19 protein-coding genes and 1 pseudogene are annotated in these 17,403 nt (G+C 69.7%); 10 read left to right on the top strand and 10 right to left on the bottom strand.

The window, feature by feature from the left end; genetic code table 11:
- Positions 1-7: 7 nt before the first annotated feature.
- Positions 8-3,340, bottom strand: coding sequence for an FtsK/SpoIIIE domain-containing protein (locus ACWEOW_RS13430; protein ID WP_452269705.1), 3,333 nt, complete (start codon positions 3,338-3,340; stop codon positions 8-10).
- Positions 3,341-3,608: 268 nt separating this feature from the next.
- On the opposite strand from ACWEOW_RS13430, the gene ACWEOW_RS13425 reads away from it, so the two are divergent.
- Positions 3,609-4,640 carry a CpaF family protein gene (locus ACWEOW_RS13425; protein ID WP_452269704.1) on the top strand — a complete coding sequence of 344 codons (1,032 nt, stop codon included), beginning with the start codon at positions 3,609-3,611 and terminating at the stop codon, positions 4,638-4,640.
- A gap of 74 nt (positions 4,641-4,714) precedes the next feature.
- A complete protein-coding gene (locus tag ACWEOW_RS13420; RefSeq protein ID WP_452269703.1) occupies positions 4,715-5,350 on the top strand; it encodes a hypothetical protein in 636 nt (211 codons plus the stop codon).
- Positions 5,351-5,404: 54 nt separating this feature from the next.
- Here ACWEOW_RS13420 and ACWEOW_RS13415 read toward each other — a convergent pair whose 3' ends face one another.
- A complete protein-coding gene (locus ACWEOW_RS13415; protein WP_452269702.1) occupies positions 5,405-5,722 on the bottom strand; it encodes a hypothetical protein in 318 nt (105 codons plus the stop codon).
- 309 nt (positions 5,723-6,031) lie between these two features.
- Between ACWEOW_RS13415 and ACWEOW_RS13410 the strand changes: the two genes are divergently transcribed.
- The gene (locus ACWEOW_RS13410) at positions 6,032-7,555 is read left to right on the top strand and encodes an ApeA N-terminal domain 1-containing protein (protein WP_452269701.1); all 1,524 of its coding nucleotides are present in this window, start codon (positions 6,032-6,034) and stop codon (positions 7,553-7,555) included.
- A gap of 83 nt (positions 7,556-7,638) precedes the next feature.
- Here the strand turns inward: ACWEOW_RS13410 and ACWEOW_RS13405 are convergent, their stop codons facing one another.
- From ACWEOW_RS13405 to ACWEOW_RS13370, 8 genes are all read right to left on the bottom strand, one after another.
- Complete coding sequence (locus tag ACWEOW_RS13405) at positions 7,639-7,803, bottom strand: hypothetical protein (protein ID WP_452269700.1); 165 nt, start codon at positions 7,801-7,803, stop codon at positions 7,639-7,641.
- 250 nt (positions 7,804-8,053) lie between these two features.
- Positions 8,054-8,485, bottom strand: coding sequence for a hypothetical protein (locus tag ACWEOW_RS13400; protein WP_452269699.1), 432 nt, complete (start codon positions 8,483-8,485; stop codon positions 8,054-8,056).
- 40 nt (positions 8,486-8,525) lie between these two features.
- Positions 8,526-8,810, bottom strand: a complete 285-nt coding sequence (locus ACWEOW_RS13395) for a hypothetical protein (protein ID WP_452269698.1) — start codon at positions 8,808-8,810, stop codon at positions 8,526-8,528.
- Positions 8,807-9,091, bottom strand: coding sequence for a hypothetical protein (locus ACWEOW_RS13390; protein WP_452269697.1), 285 nt, complete (start codon positions 9,089-9,091; stop codon positions 8,807-8,809). Before ACWEOW_RS13390 ends, ACWEOW_RS13395 begins: the two co-directional genes overlap by 4 nt.
- A 116-nt stretch (positions 9,092-9,207) precedes the next feature.
- On the bottom strand, positions 9,208-10,110 hold the full coding sequence (locus ACWEOW_RS13385) for a hypothetical protein (RefSeq protein WP_452269696.1): 903 nt from the start codon (positions 10,108-10,110) through the stop codon (positions 9,208-9,210).
- An 846-nt stretch (positions 10,111-10,956) separates the two neighbouring features.
- Complete coding sequence (locus ACWEOW_RS13380) at positions 10,957-11,232, bottom strand: hypothetical protein (protein ID WP_452269695.1); 276 nt, start codon at positions 11,230-11,232, stop codon at positions 10,957-10,959.
- 141 nt (positions 11,233-11,373) lie between these two features.
- Positions 11,374-11,532: a hypothetical protein gene (locus ACWEOW_RS13375; protein WP_452269694.1), complete on the bottom strand. Its 159-nt coding sequence runs from the start codon at positions 11,530-11,532 to the stop codon at positions 11,374-11,376.
- Positions 11,533-11,635: 103 nt separating this feature from the next.
- The gene (locus tag ACWEOW_RS13370) at positions 11,636-13,177 is read right to left on the bottom strand and encodes a recombinase family protein (protein ID WP_452269693.1); all 1,542 of its coding nucleotides are present in this window, start codon (positions 13,175-13,177) and stop codon (positions 11,636-11,638) included.
- Between the two features lie 136 nt (positions 13,178-13,313).
- Between ACWEOW_RS13370 and ACWEOW_RS13365 the strand changes: the two are divergent.
- From ACWEOW_RS13365 to ACWEOW_RS13335, 7 genes and pseudogenes are all read left to right on the top strand, one after another.
- A pseudogene (locus ACWEOW_RS13365) lies at positions 13,314-13,673 on the top strand (CpaF family protein); the annotation flags it as partial.
- An 8-nt stretch (positions 13,674-13,681) separates the two neighbouring features.
- The gene (locus tag ACWEOW_RS13360) at positions 13,682-14,542 is read left to right on the top strand and encodes a type II secretion system F family protein (RefSeq protein WP_452269797.1); all 861 of its coding nucleotides are present in this window, start codon (positions 13,682-13,684) and stop codon (positions 14,540-14,542) included.
- A complete protein-coding gene (locus ACWEOW_RS13355) occupies positions 14,539-15,516 on the top strand; it encodes a type II secretion system F family protein (RefSeq protein WP_452269692.1) in 978 nt (325 codons plus the stop codon). The genes ACWEOW_RS13360 and ACWEOW_RS13355 overlap by 4 nt, the downstream gene beginning before the upstream one ends.
- A 69-nt stretch (positions 15,517-15,585) precedes the next feature.
- Complete coding sequence (locus ACWEOW_RS13350) at positions 15,586-15,798, top strand: hypothetical protein (protein WP_452269691.1); 213 nt, start codon at positions 15,586-15,588, stop codon at positions 15,796-15,798.
- A gap of 137 nt (positions 15,799-15,935) precedes the next feature.
- Positions 15,936-16,307, top strand: coding sequence for a TadE/TadG family type IV pilus assembly protein (locus tag ACWEOW_RS13345; RefSeq protein ID WP_452269796.1), 372 nt, complete (start codon positions 15,936-15,938; stop codon positions 16,305-16,307).
- Positions 16,304-16,783, top strand: a complete 480-nt coding sequence (locus ACWEOW_RS13340) for a pilus assembly protein (protein ID WP_452269690.1) — start codon at positions 16,304-16,306, stop codon at positions 16,781-16,783. Before ACWEOW_RS13345 ends, ACWEOW_RS13340 begins: the two co-directional genes overlap by 4 nt.
- On the top strand, positions 16,780-17,307 hold the full coding sequence (locus ACWEOW_RS13335; protein WP_452269689.1) for a pilus assembly protein TadG-related protein: 528 nt from the start codon (positions 16,780-16,782) through the stop codon (positions 17,305-17,307). Before ACWEOW_RS13340 ends, ACWEOW_RS13335 begins: the two co-directional genes overlap by 4 nt.
- Positions 17,308-17,403: the final 96 nt, after the last annotated feature.

Raw genomic sequence — 17,403 nt, 5'->3', positions numbered from 1 at the left:
GCCGACCCTAGAGCATGGAGCGTCCGCCGGTGATCGCGAATCGGAGGCCGCTGCGGCCACCGTCGCGGACGAGGTGGTACAGCTCCTCGAGCGCGACCCCGTGGTCGATGGTGCTGACGGAGTGCTCGAGCGCGTCCCAGCCGTCGACGAGGACCAGCGTCCGTCGCCGGGCGTTCGTGTCGCCCTCGTCCGATGCCAGCCGCTGGACGACGCGCCGCACGAGGGCGGGGTCTGACCCGTCTACCACGGCTCCCGCGTGTGGCAGGCGCGCCAGCGCGGTGCATGGCCCGGGTGACCCCTGGAGGACGTGGATATGCAGGTCGTCGACGGCATACCGTCCGGCGAGCCTCAGGGCTATGGAGACCAGGGCTGTGGATCGGCCCGTTCGCGGGCCTCCAGCCAGACCAAGGCTGCCGTGGTCCAGGTCCCAGGCGTGCACGACCTGCCGCTGCTGCGCCGGGTCGTCGGCCAGGCCGAGCGGAACGGCCCAGCCATCGGCTGATGGGAGGTGATCAGCGCCGATGACGTCGGGAAGTGCTGGGAGCCAAGGTGACTCGGGGATCGTGACGCCAATCTTGTCTGCGGCTTCTCGCGCCGCTCGCACGACGGCGCCCAGCTCGGTCCCGGCCGGATGAGGGTAGCTTCGATGTTCGCCGTCACGCGCGGGGCGACGTTCGCCGTCAGGGGCGGGGCGAGGCTCGCCGTCAGGGGCGGGGCCGCACTGGCCGACGACGCGCACGCGGACCGGCGCGTCACCTATGGTCCCGCCCGCATCGAACCGACCACTGACGTATGCGGTCTGCAGGGCGACGAGCCGGCCGTCGCCGCCGCGGACCAGTGCCCGACCCGGAGCCCGGTCGCCGATCGAGGCCGCGTCCGGTGCCTCGATCACATCACTGCTGTCCGCACCGTCCCGCATCCGCAGAGCGATGCGCAGCGCGACGTTCGCCCTCATGTCGGCGCTCACTGCACCGGCGGGCCGTTGCGTCGCCAGGACGAGATGAAGGCCGAGCGACCGACCCACCGTCGCGATCCGGACCAGCCCCGAGACGAAGTCCGGTAGCTCGTCGGACAGCATCTTGAACTCGTCAACGACAATGACGAGGCGGGCGAGCCGCGGGCGGGAACGGCATACATCTGGCGCGTCGGCATACTCGGCGTAGTCACTGGCGCCGGCGCGGGCGAGGAGTCGTTCGCGGCGACGGAGCTCCGCGTCGAGGGACGTGAGCGCACGTCTCGTGAGCGCCTCGTCGAGGTCGGTCACGACACCGAGGACATGCGGAAGCGCGGCGCACTCACCGAAGGCTGACCCTCCCTTGTAGTCGACGAGCACGAACGTGAGGTCGTCGGGACGGGAGCGAACGGCCAGACCGGCGACAAGGGCACGGAGCAGCTCGGACTTGCCCGCACCCGTGGTGCCGCCCACCAAGGCGTGCGGGCCGTCGCGCACGAGGTCGATCTCATGGGGGCCGTCGCCCGTTCGGCCGACCAACGCGCTGGACCGACCCTGGCTCGAGGCCCACGAGGCGATGATCCCGTCGCACGTCGTGACATCCAGGCCCGACTCTGCGTGGAGCTCGCGGAACGAGACGACGTCGGGCATGGCTGCGGTGCCGACTCGCGGTGTGGGGTCGACGAGGGGCGCCGCAAGGCGGGCGAACCCGTGGAGCCAGCTGGTCGTCGGCAGGTCCGGGATGATGCCCTCGACGGCGTGCTCCTGGGTGCGCAACAGGGCCGTGGCGCCCGAGCCGGCGAGCTCGACGACGGCTGCGGCCTGGGTCGGCAGGGCGTCGCGTTGCCGGTCGATGCAGAGGACGAGTATCCCGGCTGCCGGGCCGCCGGCCAGCAGCTCGGCCAGCGCGGGGGTTGCGGACAGTTCGCCCGCACCGTCGAGGACGAGCACCGTCCGGTCGGGGATGTGCGTCATCGTCGCCGAGCCATCCTGCCGAGCCGCGACCTGGGCAGCCAGGTGGGTGATCGCGTCCGCGAACGTTCGCTCGCCGGGCGCCGGCACCTCCGCTGTTCCGCCGTCGCTTGAAGCCGCGTGCGGCAGGTAGGCCGCCCAGGTCCAGTCCTGAGCGTTGCACCTGGAGGCAGCGAGGACACGGAGGTGAACATCCCGTGGACTGTGCCATGCCGCGAGCTGCGCGATCATGGCGCCGACCATGGACAGGACGGCTTCGCGTTGTCCCGCGAGGCCGAGGACTCCCGCTCGCGGGAGATCGACGGCGATCGGAACGTCATCGACGTCCGGAACCGGTTCTTCCGGCGCGCCGTCGATCATGATCCGGGCCCTTTGTCGTGCTGTGCCTATCCGCAAGACCAGGAAGTCCGCGTCGCCCGGACGTCGTTGCCAGAGCTCGGCGGTTCGACACCGCACCGCCGCCGTCCCGGCTGCAAGGTCTGGCTGCTCCGAACGGCGTTGTCGAGCCTCGGCCAGCACCGCGGACCTCACTGCGGCACGCGCGGTCTCCAGCTCCTGACGGTGATCCCGCATGAGCCGTCGGTACGACGAGCGTCCGGCCCGTCGGTCGCTCCACCACTGGCCTAGGAGCAGGACCGGAGAAACAAGGGCGAAGAGCAGCATGGCCGGCGACGAGAGCGCCAGAGCCAGGCCGGCCGACAGCACCAAGGGCGCGAGTGCGGCGAGCATGGGCGCCCGAGAGGCGTCCGGGCGCGGGGGCTCCCGAGGGAAGCGGATCTCCACGGGAGCCGGCTGCTGCGTGAAACGTGGCGGGCGGTGCACCTGGATCCGTCCGTCTGCGACTCGATGGTGTCCCGCGTCGCGGGGCTCCGTGGCGAGTGAAAGGGTCGTCGACCCGACACGAAGTCTCGATGACGACTTCAGGATGGCCCCCGCCTCGGGCACGAGGTCGTCGTCCAAGCTCGAACGGTTGGTCGGCTCCAGGTCTCGGATGGCGACCGCGTCCGGGCCGACGGAGATGACAGCGTGCGCTCGCGAGACGCCGGGGTCATCGAGGCAGACGCTCGCCGACGTAGCGCGCCCGACCACGTGGTCTCCCCGCCGCAGCTGGAAAGTACGGCCCGCTCCGTGGCCACCGACGACGCTGAGCTCCACCACGCCGGTCGAGGCCGCCGGGGCTGAGCTGTCGGGTGCGCCACCTGCTCTGATCGTGACGCCGCGCACGAGGGGCTCACGGCCCAGCAGAGCCGTGTCCTTCAACGGGCGGCCGTCGGCCCAGAACGTCGACGCGTGGGTGAAGGACTCCAGCTGGGGGCGGATACGCCCGAACGGCGTGTCGATTGGCGCCTCGACGGCGATCTCCAAGGACGCGTTGGCCGGGTCAGCCGGGTCGAGCACGGTGAGTCGGAGCTGCACGGCTACCTCCTGGTGGCTGCGGGTGCGTCCTCGGATCGCTGGGGCAACCCCGCTGACGTGGCGGGGCCGGGAGCCCATCCCACCCCAGCCGGTCACCGGCTCGCTCGCCTCATCCACAGGCGCTGTCCTTGTAGTGACTGTGTTTCCACATGCTGCGCTCTGGTGTGGACAATTCCCACGCAATTGCCTGCGTTTGCGCTAGGTTCCTTCGGGTCAGATCGGTCGGTTGAGCGTCCTCGGCCGAGGGTCACCAGAAGCAGGGGTGCGGATGTCCACTGAGCAGGCCGTGAGCCAGGTCGAAGGCGAGGTGCGTGAGCTCATCCGCCGGTCTGGCTTCGATCCGGCCACCGACGCCCTGGCGGTGCGGCACCTGGTCGAGGAGGTCGTCGCGGACTACGACCAGCGCTCACTCCACGGCGGGATGCCTGCGCTCGGGGACCCCAAGGCTGCAATCGAATCCGTGCTCGCTGTCGTCGCCGGGTACGGCCCGCTTCAGCAGTACTTCGACGACCCTGCCGTCGAGGAGATCTGGATCAACGAGCCGAGCAAGGTGTTCGTCGCACGTGGAGGCGTCCCCGAGCTGACCTCGACCATTCTCACCGCCGATGACGTGCGTGACCTCGTCGAGCGAATGCTCAAGAGCAGTGGGCGACGCGTCGACCTCAGCAGTCCGTTCGTCGACGCGACGCTTGCCGACGGGTCCCGGCTGCACGTCGTCATCCCTGACATCAGCCGCGCCCACTGGCAGGTCAACATCCGCAAGTTCGTCGTCAAGGCCGACCGTCTCGACGACCTGGTCCGGCTCGGCACCCTCACCCGCCAGGCAGCGGTCTTTCTCGATGCCGCAGCCGCGAGCGGTCTCAACATCCTTGTCGCAGGCGGCACGCAGGCAGGCAAGACGACGCTGCTGAACTGTCTCGCCGCCGCGCTGCCCCCGCGCGAGCGCGTCATTACGTGTGAGGAGGTGTTCGAGCTGAAGATCGCCCAGCGTGACGTCGCGTCGATGCAGTGCCGCCAGCCGAGCCTCGAAGGCACCGGCGAGGTGCCGCTGCGCCGGCTGGTCAAGGAGGCGTTACGGATGAGGCCGTCCCGGATCATCGTCGGTGAGGTGAGGCAGGAGGAGAGCCTCGACCTGCTCATCGCCCTCAACAGCGGCATGCCAGACGGTGCTAGGTACGGTACACGGTCGCCACCGCGTGGCTTGTCACGGTGGGGCGTGGCTCGGGCGATACTCGACCGGAAGCGGAGCCGGAGTGACAGGGGGCCATCGTGCCGGGCGTCTTCATCTCGGAGGGCATGACCGTCCGTCTGTCTGGGATCAGCCTCACCGTGGGTCTCGATGGAACTCCGGACGCATCACCCATGACGTTCGAAGTGCTGCTCGACGTCTGGCCCATGTGGCTCGACGTCGCAATAGACCACGCGGTGCTCGCTCGCGATGCGCGCGAGAAGCTCAGGGCTGAGCTCGCCGCGGATCCTGGGATGGACGAGGACCGTAAGGGCGCGCTCCTGGTCGAAGAGTGCACGGCTGGCATGGTGAGCATCTGCGCCGCAGCGTTCGCTCTGGACAACTTCTTCTCCTGCATCCGTGATTGCGTGCCGGGGATCGAGTCGCTGGAGAAGGAGTGGGCTGCGGCCGGGACCGCGCGGCATAAGCGCGTCTCGGAGTCGATTCGGCGCACGTTCCGCGTCAGCAACGCCGGAGGGAAGGCGCTCCGAGCGACGGTGCGGGAGATCTTCAAGTATCGAGACTGGGCGGTCCACCCACCCGCGGAGCTGCGAGAGCCGATCTACAACGAGCTGATCGACGCGGGGACCGAGTGGCGGTTCGTCGCGTATCGAGCCTTCAACGCCTCCGGTTGCGCGAGGACGACTTCGGCCTTCTTGTCGCAAGTCTTGGCGGCACCACGCGAGAGCAACGCTCCGCTAGTGAAGTGGTGTGAGGGCAGGGTGGACCGCAGCAAGGCGCGCGCGGAGCGTGCGGAGCTTCTGCTCGGGGAGCAGGAGTAGCGCAAGACCCCGCCTCCCGGAATGGGAGACGGGGCCGTTTACACGCGGGCCAGCTCAGGTGAGAGGCGGGTCTGGGACGTGCTCCGCGGTGCGCGCCAGGAGCTCCAGGCACTCGGCACACTGGATGGAATCGACGTGGGCTGGTGCGCTGAGGGGCGTACCCGTGGCGCCGCAGAGTGAGTCCATGGAGCCGTCGGGCGCCGCGTGCGTCATGCCGTCGTCGGACACGACGAGTCCGATCGGGCCGAGATCCACGGCGGCCTCCTGGGTCCGTATGACGGCGGCGAGGGCCGCTCGTGAGCGGGCGCGGAGCCGGGCGAGGAGGAGGGCGGCCTCGGCCTCCTCGGCGTCCTCCCTGCCGGTCGACCTCACGATAGGACTGGTCGGGATGAATGCGTCGGTCTGGTACATGGCTTCGCAGGGCCTCTCGATTGTGGCCCCGCGTCTCAGGGCCGCGTGGTGACAATAGGCGCGGATTCCCTTGTGCTGCAACCGAGAACGTCTCGGTGGCGGTTCCAGGCGTCCCCGCCCTCGGAGGCCCTGCGAGGCGACGAGGACGGGGACGCGACGAGTCTAGGCGCGTTTGACGGGATGCTCGTGAGCCCTCGTGAGAATCTGGGCAGACGTCAGCGAGTCCGCCGGTCCGCCCGGTTGGACCGATGCCGTCTACAGGGAAGGCGTATGAACGAGATTCCGATTTCTAAGGCTCGACCGGCGCACTGGTGGTTGCCAGCGGAGCCGGAAGTGAGGGTCGATGGTCTCTATTGGGTCGAAGAGAACGGCGGGGCGCGAGCGCTGTTGCAGAAGAACCTAGGGGAACTGAGGGGACTCGCGGGTGGCACCGTGCCCATGCTCCACGGCGACGTCATGGGTGATGCCGTGACGCTACTGCAGGCGCACGTGGCACATACCTCCCTGCCTGGCCTGGGCAATACGTCTCGGATTGAGGTTTCGCCGTGGCTGGCGCTTGAGGGCGACCTCCTCCTCGCGGAGCACGAGCTCCGATTCGATCAAGCCAGGTTCACGCTGCGGGACTTGGCGGCCTGGGCCGGTTGGAAGTCTTGGGACGCGGTGTACGAGGGCGAGACTCCATGGATTCCGCGATTTGAGCATCTGGGCTTACGGCGGCGTTCAATCGGCTGCGACGGCGGGACACTCGCCATCACGGACGACGCGACTTGGCGACAGCTAGTAGACGATGACGCCTTTCGACTTACCTCGGGGTGTCAGCTTGAGCTAGAGCTCGACGAGGCGTTGCCGATAGATGAGCTGCAGTATCAGTGGTTCTCGCCCCTGGAACTCCTCATCACGACAGCGACTGGGCGAGCGGCGCCCATGCGGGACCTGTCCGTCCGGAACACGGCATGGGTCGTCGAAACCGACGAGGGTGACCGGGCGTATCGAAGGGAGTGGCTAAAGGTCCGCTTCCACGGGACGACGACGGAGACATCGGAGCTGGCAACCAATCAATGCCGTCATCGAATGAGCGACTTTGACCTGGACTCGCAGGTCCCCGCTTTCTTTCATTCGGCGGACCATCACAGATATGCGCTGGAGCGCTATGCGGAGGCGGGCTCTGAGCGCTTGCCCGGCCGGGAGACGGGCTTTCTCAACGCGGTGCAGGCGGTTGAGGCTTTGGACACTGGACTCCATGAGGAGGTGGCGGAGGAATGGCAGCGAGAGGCTGCCGAGATCATCGACGCTGCCCTCTCGGAGGCGGGCATGAACTCTGGCCGACGGCGAGCTGCGCGGCGTGGCGTTCAGACCGCTCACGTCCCGTCGCTCGCCGCGCGGTTACGTCGTACCGATCTGGAGACGGGCGGTGTCGTGTCCGAGCTCGCCGGAAAGGGGTGGGCGGACGACGTCGAGACGCTGCGCAACGCGATCACTCACGGTCGGACCGGTGATGTGCTGCGCTCGACGAGCGGTGCGTTGGTGGTGGCGACCCATATTTCGAAGCTGCTCTTCGATCTGCGGTGGCACATGGTGCTCGGATTCGACGGGCCGAAGGCACAAGAGATTGTCGAGCGGCGCGTTCAGCAATGGTCCGAGGCGAAGTTGATAGCGGACCATGCGGACCTCTTGAGCGACACGGGGGCGATGCTGCGGGCGAAGAGGCACCAGGCCGTAACGAGTGGCGCGGACAACTTCGCCCACAACGGCGAAGGCCCCGCCCTCCAGGATGCGGAGGACGGGGCCGGGTGAGTTGGTCCAGTGGGGAGCGGACGGTGTCCGGGACGGTGTCCCATGCGCTGGGAAAGAACCGGGACGGTATGGACCAGGGGCGTTTACACGCGGCGAGCTCGCCGCCCGCAGCTCGCGTGCTGGACTGCGAGCTCCTCGGCGAGCTCCTCGGTGTCCCGGACGTAGCGGTGATCGGCCGGACAGATCATCAGGAAGGCGGGGCGGCCGTTATAGCGCGTCGGGACGACGCGGACGTCAGGCGGAAGCATCGGGTGAGGGCTCCTTTGAGGGTGGAATCTGGGGATCCGTACGTGCCGCGAGGCGATTTCCCAGACCCGTACGGAATCCGAGGCGCTATGCCGACAGAGCTAGGAGGGTGGGGCGGGGGGAGGGTCCTCCCCCACCCCTCGGCATAGCGAGTCGCAGCACGTCGAAAGGCGCCGTCGCTCGGGGGTCCGACGGCGCCTTCCATAGATTCAATCGCGCATGTCTAGGCCAGCGTTACAGCAGACGCAGAGCTCAGACGTGAGCCCAAGCGGTCGCCTCGGCCAGCTCGGCCTTGCGGCGTCGACTGCGGCGGCGACCGCGGCCGGTGCCGGGCTGGCAGGCGGCGGTGGTTCGGCACCAGGCCAGAAGTCGGCGGCCGTGCCGTGTGGGGAAGTAGGTCCCGCACCCGTGGCAGAGGAGAACGGACGTCGTGCGGGTCGAACTCGCGGCGGTCGGAGCGGGCGCGGGCATGGCTGGGTCGGGGCGAGGGGTGCCCTCCGGGAGTGGGGCGGTGGTGTCCAGGACGCGGGCACGGTCCTCGTTGGTGAGGGCTCGCCATGCGGCGCGGGAGAGGCCGCCACGGAAGCGGGCGAGGGGGTCGCTGCCGTTGATGTAGCGCTGGCGCCAGACGGGGTCCAGGGGGCGCTTGAGTGGGTCGACGGTGCCAGGAGGGGCGGGGCGCATGTGGGTCCTCTCGTGGTGGATGGCGTTGCGGGAGAAGGGGTTAGAGCTCGTCGGCGGTCACCGAGGGCGACTCGGTGAAGCAGAAGCCATTGCCTCCGCCGATGCGGTAGATCCGCGGGAGGCGGTGGCCTGGAAGCTCGGCGCAGGCGATGCATCGCTGAGCTCGGCCGAGCACACCGCCCTCCAGGCGGGGGAACTCCGTGTGCGCCTTGGCGAGCTGGCACGAGCTGCACCGGCGACGCGGGAGCAGGGCGGCGGGGACGCCGTGGTCCGTGGGGTCCTGGGCGTGGTGGATGACGTGGGCGCCGTACTCCACCAGGCTCACGCGCGGGCCTCCTGGGCGAGCTCGTCCAGGAGCTCGCGGACCTCGGGGGCGAGGGGCTTGGAGGGGAGCGACCGGAGGACAGCCATGCCCGCGTCGGCCAGGCGGCGCCACTCAGGGACGTCGCCACGCTCCATGGCGGTGGTGCTTGCGGTCAGGAGTGCGAGACCCTCTGCGCGGCGCTCACGGAGGGCGCGAGCTCGGCAAGCGTCGGTGCAGAAGGCGCGGCGCGCGTGGGCGTCGTCGGCGATGTGTGAGGGGCAGGAGGAGCGGGCGCAGTGCATGAGGGCGGACCTTCCGATTGATCGGACGAAGAGGCAAGGAGAGGCCCCTCCTCGCGCCGAGAGGGAGCGCGAGGAGGGGCTGAGCGACGCAGCCGGGAGCGTCAGGAGGGGGTGGCTCAGGCCGCCGTGTCGACGGCCTCGACGCCACCGCCCACGATGAGCGTGGCCTTGCCCGCGGCGCGGTCGGCGCCTGCGGCCTTCACGACCAGGGGCAGAGCTGCGACCTCGGCGAAGGTGGAGACCACGGAGCGCTCCGCGAGGACGTTGCTGTCGTAGTCCATGAGGTAGCGGATGCCGAAGTCGCCGTCCTTGGTCTTGCCCGCGGCGCTCATGCCCGCGCCCTCCATCGGCGCCGGGACGCGGATGAGCGTGACGAAGGCGTCGGAGACGTATGCGTAGGAGCGGTCCGCGGCGACGCGGTTGGACTCGATGACCTTCGTGTTCGGGACACCCTTGAGGCCCTCACCGTCGAGCGCGTCGGCGTTGATGAGGTCCCCGTAGATGCCCGTGCCCACCACGAAGTGGATGACCTGGTGGTCGGCCACACCGCGGCCACGGAGCGCGGCGCGCTGCTTGACCAGGAGGGCCTTGGGCTTGGTCGCGTCGTAGGTGTAGCCGGTTCGCAGCGGCTCAGCCTCCAGCGCGGCGATGGCCTTGGACTCAATGTCGAAGGCGACGCCCTCGGCCTGGGGGTTGAGGACCTGGGCGGCGTAGCTCTTGAGGTCCAGGGCGACCTGGCCCTCCGAGAGTGCCACGACGCTGTAGATGTGGTCTGTGAGCGTGATCGGCACCGCGCCCTCCTCCAGGGAGGCGACGGTCACCGGGTTGGTGACGTCGTCGATGTTGCGGACGCTGGCCTGGACGACGCCGGGGATCTGGTATTCGACCGTGCGGCCCTTGGCGACGCCGGAGACCGCGGCGTCGAAGTCGCGGCGGAAGGTGTTGGCGACACCCATGTCCAGGGTGATCGCCTCGGCGGCGACGGTGGCGGCGTGGGAGACGTCAAACGAGGTAGGCATGTGGAACTCCTTGTGTGAGAAGCGATTTCGGGTGAGTGAGGGTTCCGCTACTCGCGGCGACGGTCACTCACGGGGCGCTTGCTCACCGGAGGTCGTCGTGGGGTGCATGTCGTCCGTGGGGCCTGCCCAGGACGACGAGGGGAGGGGAAGCGTCGGCGGACCTGCCGACGACGCGGAGAGGCGGGGCGAGGAGGTCCGGGTAGTCGCCCGCGGCCTCGGCGCTCGGCCTCCTCGGCATCCAGGTAAGAGGAGGAGGGGCGCTCAGAGGCCGCGGGCAGACCTTCCCAGGAATCGACGGATGCCAGGCCGTCGCTCACGTCCCCCGGCGCCTGACATAGGAGGGCGCCGGAGCTGTTGGGTTCGCGTGCGGAGGGCGCGCGACGTGCCCTCCTCCGAGGAGGGCTACCAGTAGGGCACGTCGCGCGGGCTGCTCCGCATGAGCATCAGGGACACCGCTCCGGGGTGATCCTTGCGTCACTACCCCGGTGCTTGCTGTGCAAGCTCGTGGGTGAGAGGTGGGGATCAGGGCAGAACGGCCCTGTGACTTGTAGGTCTGCGAGCGCTCGCAGTTCTGCTCACTCCGAGCGTCCCGAATCGTGTGACGCGCGTCATATCCAGAGCGAGAGAGCAGGGCCAGGGCGGCCGGGGACGGCGTCGGGGCCGGAAACTCACCCTGAGGGTGGGATTTCCCGTCTTCTCTGAGGTTGCCCTTATAAGGAGGAGGTTCTTATAAGGCCAACCTAGAAAAACCCAGCAAATCCCACCCTGAGGGTGAGTTTCTGAGCCTCCGGCCTCCTCCCCGCGTCTGGAGCTGGAGGCCAGGGCGTGTAAACGCTCCGCCCCGCCTCACTCCGCGGGCCGCCTCGGGCCGCGGCGGCACTGCTTGCACCAAGTCTGGAGCCCGTCCGGCCGGGCGGCGTTGCGGCCGTAGCTCGACGCGGGCAAGAGGCGCTCACACGCGCCGCACCGCTTCACGATGCCAGCTCGGGCGGCCTCCTCCTCGGCGACGGCGCGGTCATACGCGGCGAAGCGCAGGCGGCCGGTGGTGAGCATCGCGGCGCGGAGCTCGGCGCGCTCCTCGGGGTCGGTGTGGTGGGCCACAAGGGCTTGAAGTGGGGTCATGCCATGGAGGTCTGCGAGGATCGGCCGGTTGCTCGGCCACTGACCGCGCCAGGAGACGCTCCAGGAGGCGCATGGAGGGCATGAAACGGCCCGCCGCACCTCTGGGGTGGGCGGGCCGGTTTCGTTGCGGGAGAGAGGCGCTCAGCGTTCCTCGACGGGCGGCGGGCCGTCGTATGGGAAGCCGGTGATGCGCTCGACGTCCTCGGCGGTCTGCGGTTCGGGAAGGCCGAAGTTCGCCGCGATGCGACGGGCGTAGGTCAGGAGCTCGGCGGGCGTGTAAGTGCGCGACTGGTCCGTCATGGCCGCCATTCTGCCTCAGGAGGGCATGAAACGGCCCGCCGCACCTCTGGGATGGGCGGGCCGGTTTCGTTGCGGCAGAGCGGCGCTCAGCGCCTGATGGGGATCACGCGGCGCCCTCTGCGGTGACGACGAGGCGGCCAGGTCGCGCATCCTCGTCGGCGCGAGCGCCCTTCGGGTGGGCGGGCTGCGAGATCAGAACGACGCGGGACGGGTCGAGCCCATGGGCGCCCCTCCTGCCCTTGGTGATCGAGAGGACGGCCAGGTTGGGCGCCAGGAGCGACCGGAGGCCATCGACGTCCCCAGCGGCGGAGAGGCGCGCCCATGCGGCGGCGTAGGTCTCCCCGGTCGGCACGAGGCGGACCGTCGGCCGCGCGGGCCGCGAGGCGATCTCGGCACGCCGAGCCTTGAGGGCTCCGAGCTGCGCGGCGAGTGCGGGTAGGTCGGCGTCGTCGTCGTCCATGTCGGCCTTAACCTGGCCGATGGAACGCTCGACCTCCGCGAGGTCCACGTCTTCAGTCGTGACCTCCAGGCGCTCGTAGATCTCGTGCTCGCCGACCTGGGCCAGGAAGCGCTCCGCGACGTGCTCCTCCAGGCGCTCCGCGGACACCGAGACGCCGGGGCACGGGCGACCATTGGAGCGAGCCGAGCACCCGTAGGAGACGGTGCCTTGGCCGTTGCTCCGAGCGTATAGCGGCATACCGCACGCCCCGCACGTCGCGAGTCCGGCCAGGAGACGCGAGGAGCGGGCGCGCCGCGTCCTCTTGCCGTCGGCCCGAACCTTCTTCTCGGCGTACTGGAGCCGAGCTCGGAGGCGGTGGACGTCCTCGACCTCCAGGAGTGCGGGCCATGCCTGGAGGGGCTCGCCAGTCTGCTGGTCCCGGACGAGTCGGCCGGAGTGGGTCACGCGGCCGAGCGCGGCATCCGACGTGAGGATCTGGGCGAGGGCCTGGACGGTCCAGGTGGTGCGCTGGCCAGCTCGCGGGCCGCTCTTGCGCACGGGGCGCCGCGTCGGGATGGCTCGGTCGTTGAAGTCGCGGACAACCGTGTAGACCGACTCACCGGAGAGGACACGCTCGGCGGCCTCGCGGACCATAGGCGCCTCCTCGTCGTCCAGGACGAGGGTCCGGCCGACACCGGAGGGGTGGGGCGCGGACGTGTAGCCGTAGGCGACGGTGCCGCCCGTGTAGCGCCCGACGGAGACGCGCTCCGCGATGGATGCGCGGACCCGAGCACGGACGTTCTCGCGCTCCTGCTCCGCGATGGTGGCGAGAACCGCGGCGATGACCTCCCAGAAGGGCATCGCGGAGTCGATGGCGTCCTTGAGGGCGACGAAGCGAGCGGAGGGGACCTCGCGGAGCGTCCTCACCAGCTCGCCCAGGGCCGGGATGCCCGCGCGGCTCCAGCGGTCGAACTTCCAGACCAGGAGGACGTCTGCGTGTCCGCGGCGGATGAGGTCTAGCGCGCGGGCCGTGGACTCGGCGTTCTTGGCCCCGCTGAGGCCGTCCTCGCGGATGACGTGTGTGACTTCCCACCCCTCCGCGGCCGCGCGTGCCCGGAGGTCCTTCTCCTGGACCGTGAGGGAGGTGGAGTCGTCCTTGGAGACGGACAGGCGGAGGTAGAGGGCGGCGCGTGCGGGGTGAGACATGCAGTGCTCCTAGGGCCAGGCGGGCGGGTTGCTAGGTAGCTCTGCGAGTCGGGGGCACCGTGCTCACAGGGAAGCGCACCTAGCCCCGTGCGGCGTCCGACTGCTGGCTAGGTGCGCTGCAGTAGCGCACTCAACGAACCGTCGAATACCCGGGATGTGCACCATCCACGCCAACAGCGCCAGGGAGGCGGTGACCAAGATGTGCACGCTGCCCCTGCTCGCGGGCGAGAACGTGTCGAGCCGATTCGTCGTGCCGACGGTCGCGGCGGCGGTCGACATCGTCATTCACGTCGCGCTGGAGCGTGACGGCGTCCGGCGAGTGCGCGAGATCGTCGCGGTGCCAGGTCGGGCAGAAGGCGACGTCATCGAGACGGCAGATCTCTTCACGACACGTGAAGGCCGTCTTCGTCGAGCCGATGGCTTTCCACCCCATCGGGAGGCGTTCGACCGGGCCGGCTATGACATGACCACGCTTCTCGCTCAGGGGGTCTCGTGACCTCTCCGATGGTGGTTGGTCTCACTCTGGGCGCGGGAGCGTTCCTCGTCTACTGGTCGTGCTGGACACCAGACGTTCTCAGCCCGCAGCGCAGGCCGCGGCATGGGTTCCTGGTCGAGCTGGGCGACCACCTGCATCAGGCCGGCTACTCCTCGGTGACGCCGGGCAATGTCCTGGTGGGCTCGGCGGTCCTGTTCGCCGTCACACATCTCCTGCTCCTGGCGATGACCGGGGTGCCCCCCGTCGCCCTGTCCTTCGCGGTGATGGCCGGCTCGCTGCCGGTGTCGTTGGTGCGCATGCGGGCTCGTTCGCGTCGACGCAAGCTCAGGGACCTCTGGCCCGATGTCGTCGACAACATCACGTCTGGGGTGCGCGCCGGACTCGCCCTGCCAGAAGCGTTGTCACAGCTCGCGGTCCGTGGGCCGGCTGAGCTGAGGGAACCGTTCCAGGCGTTCGCCCACGACTACCGCACGAGTGGGCGGTTCCAGGACTCGCTCGACCGCCTCAAGGAGCGTCTCAGCGATCCAGTCGGCGACCGCATCGTCGAGTCACTGCGCATCGCGCGCGAAGTGGGCGGGAGCGACCTCGGGCGTCTGCTTCGCACACTGTCGGCGTTTCTGCGCGAGGACGCCCGCACCCGGGCCGAGCTCGAGACCCGGCAGAGCTGGACGGTGAATGCCGCACGCCTCGCCGCGGGTGCCCCCTGGGTGGTGCTGGGGTTCCTGGCGTTCAACGGTGAGGCTCTGTCGGCCTACTCCTCGCCCGCCGGATGGGGTGTGCTGGGGGCTGGGGCTGCAGCAAGCGTCGTGGCCTACCGGCTCATGGTCTCCATCGGTCGGCTTCCCGACGAGGGCCGGGTGCTTCGGTGACGCATGTCCTCGTGGCCCTTGATGATCTGGTGCGGTCCAGATGGTCGTGGACTGGTGCGGCGGCCGGGGTCCTGCTCTTGGCGGGCGCGGCGCTGGCCTTTGCCGGGCTCCCACTTCGCGGACGAATCAGCCTCGACGACCGGCTCGAGCCGTACCTGCGCGACACGCCACGTCCTTCGACCCTGCTGACCCGTCCGGAGGCGCCCCGCGGGCCGTTCGGCTTCGGTGAGCTCCTGGCCCCGTATGCGGCCCGCGCGGGTCGGCTTCTCGACTACCTCACGGGGGGCGGCGCCTCCGTCGCGCGGCGGCAGCTGCGTGCGGGCCGCTCCGCCGACGTCGAGCGGTTCCGGGCCGAACAAGTCCTCTGGGGGACTCTCGGTGGTCTCCTCGGCCTCCTCCTCACGGGCGCGGTCGCGGTAGCCCAGCGCCGGTTCCCCGTTCCCGTGCTGGCCGCGATGGCGATGTGCGGCGTTCTGGCGGGCGTCACCGGCAGGGACGTCCTCCTGTCCCGCGAGGCCGGGCGGCGGGAAGCGCGAATGCTCACCGAGTTTCCCACCGTCGCAGAGCTCCTCGCGCTGGCGGTCAGCGCAGGTGAGGGGGCCGTCGGCGCCCTCGAAAGGGTTGTTCGGCTGTCCAGGGGTGAGCTGTCGGACGAGCTGCGGCGATGTCTTGCCGACGCCAGAGCCGGGGCGAACCTCCCCACCGCCCTCCAAGGGCTCGCGGACCGCACTGGTCTCGTGAGCCTCACTCGGTTCGTGGACGGCATCATCGTCGCCGTCGAGCGCGGCACACCCCTGGCCGAGGTCCTTCGTGCCCAGGCTCAGGACGTGCGTGAGGAGGGACGTCGCACTCTGATGGCCCAGGGTGGCCGCAAAGAGATCCTCATGATGGTCCCGATCGTCTTCCTCACTCTGCCGGTCACCGTCCTGTTCGCGATCTATCCGGGCGTCAGGTTCCTCCACTTCACGATGTGAGGCTCCGCCCGCGCGCCCCAACACCGTCATCCAGTCGATCCAGTAGTCACACCAAGTCAGGGGTAGTCAATGAATCGAATCATCAGCTCACACACACGTGCCCGTCGTTCGGCGGTCCGGGCGGTCGCTCGGCTCGGGGGGCGGGACGATCGTGGAGACGTGCCGGGATGGGTCCTCATCACGATCATGACCGCCGGCCTCGTCACTGCGCTGTGGGCGATCGCCGGGCCGCAGCTGGGTCAGCTGTTCACCGACGCGATCTCCAGCGTCAAGGGGCCGTGACCCAACCACCAGGGCGAGGAAGGACGACCTCTTCGCGGTCGGCGCGCCGGGTGGCCATCGGACAGGGAGCCGCCCGATGGGCCGGACCAGGCTTCCCCAGCAGGCTCGCGGCAGACCATCGCGAAAATGGCTCTGCCATCGCCGAGTTCGTCATGGTTGCTGCTCTGCTGTTGTTCGTGGCACTCGCCATCTTCCAGCTCGGGCTCGCCCTCTACGTCCGGAACACCCTGGTCTCGGCCGCGTCAGAAGGTGCCCGGTTGGCCGCGCGCGCGGATGCAGCTCCCGCCGACGGCGTCAGCCGGACGAAGGCACTCATCACGTCGTCGATCGGCGAGGAGTACGCCCGACAGGTCAGTGCAGGCCGTGTGCTCGAGCAGTCCGGCGTGCGTGCGGTCGAGATCACCGTGCGAGCCCCGCTCCCCGTCGTCGGACCGCTGGGACCATCGGGGGCGCTCGCCGTGACCGGCCGGGCGTTCGCCGAGGACCAGATCGCGGGTGCAGCGCCGTGACCAGGGCCATGGCGCGCCGCCGGCGCCCGATCCGCTGTCGGTCTGGCACGCTCGGCCGAGCCGACGACGGGAGGGCGATCCTGGAGTTCGTGTTTCTCGGGGTGCTGCTCCTGCTCCCGATGACGTACCTCGTCCTGACGGCGGCGCGTGTCCAGGCCGCGTCGTTTGCGGCCTCGCTGGCGGGACGTGAAGCGGGCCGCGCCTTCGTGACTGCGGCCTCCGATGGTGACGGGCGGGCCCGGGCGCAGGCAGCAGCCGCGTTGGCGTTCGCGGACTTCGACTTCGGGTCCGAGGGCCGCATCAGCGTGTCGTGCGACAGCACTCCATGCCTGCGGCCCGAGGGCGTCGTGACTACCACGGCGACCATCACGGTGCGGCTCCCCCTGGTCCCAGACGTCGTGGCTGACCAGGTCCCGAGCTCGGTGACGGTCTCGTCGACGAGCGTGTCCACCGTCGACAGGTTCGTGGCGCGGTGAGCCGCTCTCACCGTCGCTACGTCCACGGGTATGCCGCTGCGCTCGAGCACGTGCGCTGGCGCGCTCGGACGTGGCGACGCACAAGCCCTGCCGACACCGGCGAGATCAGCATCCTCATCCTGGGGCTGTTCGCGCTCGTGGCCGTGCTCGTCCTCGGGACGATCGACGTCACCGCGGCGCAGCTGGCCCGGATGCACCTGCTGGACGCGGCCGACTCGATGGCGCTCGATGCCGCCGATGCGCTGGACGAGCCGGAGGCCTACGCTCACGGGCTGCCCCAGAAGCTCACGCTCACCGACACCTCGGTGCGCGCGGCCGCAGCGGCGCACCTGTCGCAGACAGCGCTGCCGCCCGGCATCACCGGATGGTCGCTCGTCCCTCCGACCGGGGCAGCAGACCCGGCCACAGCCGTGGTCACTGTGCAGGGCACGGCAACCCTGCCGATGACCGGCTGGATCCTGGAGTCCCTCGGCGGCAGCGTCACGATCACGGTCACCTCCCGCGCCAAGGCGCCGCTGCTGTGACGATCGCGCACACTGCGCTGCTGCTCTGACGATCGCGCCCAGAGCGCTGCTGCTCTGACGCTCGCGCGCAGAGCGCTGCTGCGCTCACGATCGCGC

This window comes from Monashia sp. NPDC004114 (genome assembly GCF_053603855.1).
This window is presented reverse-complemented; position numbering and strand designations above follow the sequence as displayed.